3 protein-coding genes are annotated in these 3115 nt (G+C 59.4%); 1 reads left to right on the top strand and 2 read right to left on the bottom strand.

From position 1 onward, the window contains the following. Together J4G14_15120 and J4G14_15115 are read right to left on the bottom strand one after the other, a co-directional pair. Positions 1 to 369 (bottom strand): class I SAM-dependent methyltransferase (locus tag J4G14_15120; protein MCE2459119.1); only part of this gene is annotated, 369 nt, incomplete at its 3' end. Positions 370 to 417: 48 nt separating this feature from the next. Continuing rightward, positions 418 to 1116: a hypothetical protein gene (locus J4G14_15115; GenBank protein MCE2459118.1), complete on the bottom strand. Its 699-nt coding sequence runs from the start codon at positions 1114 to 1116 to the stop codon at positions 418 to 420. Positions 1117 to 1295: 179 nt separating this feature from the next. Here J4G14_15115 and J4G14_15110 point away from each other — a divergent pair, with 179 nt between their 5' ends. Next, positions 1296 to 2828: a fused MFS/spermidine synthase gene (locus J4G14_15110; protein MCE2459117.1), complete on the top strand. Its 1533-nt coding sequence runs from the start codon at positions 1296 to 1298 to the stop codon at positions 2826 to 2828. Positions 2829 to 3115: the final 287 nt, after the last annotated feature.

Genomic DNA, 3115 nt, shown 5'->3' with positions numbered 1-3115 from the left:
ACCCAGGGTCAGAACACCGACGCCGATGACGGCGTCGTAGCTGCCGGTGTCCATATCGAGGGGTTCACCCATGACCATCTGGTAGAAATTGCTGTAGACTCCCTTGCGGTCCGCCTCGTCCAGCATACCCTGGGACATGTCCATCGCATCGATGTTCGTGAACCCCAGGCGGTTCAGCTCGACTCCGACCATCCCGGTACCCGCTCCAGCGTCCAGCACTTTCGACTCCGTGGGAACGAACTGCTGGAACGTCTCCGCCGCAATCCTGGGCATGACATACCCGAAGTCCGACTCCAGGTCTTCATCGTATTCTTTAGCCCACTGGTCGTACCGCTCCTCGAGCTGTTGATTGTTCTCCGAGGCGTACACCCACTGGACTCTGTTCTCACTGCTTTCGATTTCGATAGTGCACCTCCCTTATCTGAGTGTGTTCTGGACCCATTTGGCCGTGACAGCAGCCACCTCTTTCAGGGCGTCCGACCTCGTCCTCCCTGACTCGGGCGGCAGATCGTAGTCGTGGTCTGCACCCTCAACAACGTGCAGGCTTGCGCGGCCATCCAGGTTGTCCAGGACGGTCTGAAGCTCCTGAACGTTGGCGTATTCCTCATCGCGGCCACCCTGGACGAACAGCATCGGCGCCGGGACCTGCGGGAGATGACCGACGGTGTCCTCAAGCAGCACTTGCCAGCGCATGGGGAAAACATACAACGCCACGCCGTGAATGTCAGACCAGTGCTCCTGCGACATGGCGAGAGATACGACCTGGCTGCTCATGGAGCGCCCGCCGAAAAACAGCGGCAGGTCAAGCGACAGCGACCCGGCAGCGGCCCTGGCCGTCCGTGTGGTCGCGAGGAGGACGTCCAGTGTGTCTATCTCATTCGGGTCGTAGGAAGTCATGCCCTCACTGTATGGAAAGTTATACCGAAAGGTCGCGATTCGCTGATCGGCAAGCGCTTCAGCCATCTCCACCATGAGAGGGTAGTGCGCCGGTGTACCGGAGCCATGGCCCAATACCATCAGCGCTACGGCATCGTCCGGCTCCACCAGGAACGTGGTGACTTCCGTACCGTTGGAAGACACAGCCATGCTGCTCTCTGTTACTTTTACGCCAGTCAATTCCGGTCCCTCCATCGCGAGTGGTACATCATAGATCGTACTCCCATCTTGCCAGGACGACCATTGATGACTTCGTGGTGTGTAGTCAGCATGAACCTCGTCCCCTGTGCTGCCTGCGATGTGCGGCTGCAGTTGAGGCAATCGGTCTCGCAGGATAGGATGCCCGTTGGAGGGTCAGTTTGATTGCCCTATTAAGGTCCCTGAAACCATACGTGATCGTGTTCACCGCCAGCGGGTGCACGCTCATCATCGAGATCGTCGCCGGGCGTATCCTTGCCCCGACGATCGGTGTGTCGCTCTACACCTGGACGAGCATCATAGGCATCGTGCTCGCCGGGATCAGCGTCGGCAACTACGTCGGCGGCAGGGTAGCAGACAGGTACCCGTCGCCGTCCACGGTGGGCCTGATTCTGTTCGCGGGCGGAGTCGCGAGCCTCGGAATACTGCCAGTGGAACACCTGGTGTCCGACAGGTTCCTGGTCCTTCCGATCATGCCGCGCATTGTGCTGCTGACCGTCGTGCTGTTCCTGGTCCCGGCCGTCATTCTGGGCATGGTGACGCCCGTGGTTATCAAGCTGCGCCTGGCCGACCTCGCCGAGACCGGCAACGTGGTGGGCAAGATGTACGCTGTCTCCACTGCCGGCAGCATCCTGGGGACGTTTCTCACCGGGTTCGTGCTGGTGCAGCTATTCGGTACGAGACTGGTCATCCTGATCGTCTCGCTGGTTCTGATAGCGATGGCGATTGCGTTTGGGAACCTGTGGCGGGTACGAATCGCCAGCGCGGTTCTAGGAGTAGCCTTCGTTGCGATTATCGCCGTGAGCATCGTCGGACAGGGACTGGAAAGCGATTGCAACAGGGAGAGCAACTACTACTGCATTAAGGTAAGGGCCCGCGACATCGAGGACCGGGAGGTACGGGTCCTCTACCTGGACGCGCTCGTCCACAGCTACGTCGACACCGACGATCCGCTATTCCTGCACTACTCGTACGAAAAGGTCTTCGGCGACCTCGCCACCATGGTCGCTCACAACGATCCTGATGCCGACACGCTGTTCATAGGCGGCGGGGGCTACACTATGCCCAAGTTCATGGAGACGAAGTTTCCCAAGACGAACCTGGAGGTCGTGGAAATAGATCCGGAGGTCACAGAGGTTGCTCACGAGTACCTGGCCCTGCCGCTCGATACGAGCATAATCACCTACACGGAAGACGCCCGGACCAGGCTGCAGAAGCTGCAGAAGGGCAAGTACGAGTTTGTGGTCGGAGACGCCTTCAACGACGTGTCGGTGCCGTACCACCTGACCACTCTTGAGTTCAACGAGATGGTGCGCGAGCTGTTGTCTGACGACGGCATCTATGCGATCAACGTGGTGGACAAGATGTACTCCGGCCGCTTCCTGCGGTCGGTCGTACACACTCTTCAGCGTGTGTTCCCTCACGTGTACGTCATGCGGGACGACTCCAGGTGGGACAGCGATGACCGGTACACGTTCATCGTAGCGGCGTCGATGGTGCCTATCGTCGCGGCCCAGGTGACGAGTGCCAACATGTTCGAGGGTAGAATAACCCCGGTAACCCAGTTCATGCCCGAGGACACGTTCGCGTCGTGGTTCGCGGACGAGCGCAAGGTGGTGCTGACCGACGACTTCGTGCCAGTCGACGGGATGCTCGCTCCGCTCTACCTGGAGAGCCGGACGCAGCGCGAATAGGGCCACTTGGCCGGACCAAGAGACCTCGCTGATGGACGACGTCTTGTTTCACCATCGGACATGACAGCGTCCCTGTATGTCGCGATTCCGACTGCCGGCCCGTAGCACGAACATCCCTCTTGGAGGACTGTTTGTGGCAGCCAGCACCAGCCTTGTTCCTTGAGTGGTAATCCACGAGTGATTTGTGTGCCCATGATATATAATGGCGACCCAGAAGGTGTTGGAGACTGGAAGGGAAGTGGGGTAGGAGATGCACCAATTCATAGCGCGCCGGATTGTGCTTGCGC

The sequence above is a fragment of the Dehalococcoidia bacterium genome (assembly GCA_021295915.1).
In the GTDB taxonomy this organism is placed as follows: Bacteria; Chloroflexota; Dehalococcoidia; order Lucifugimonadales; family UBA1123; genus VXRN01.
Note: the sequence above shows the minus strand (reverse complement) of the source record. Positions and strands in the feature narration are given on the sequence as shown.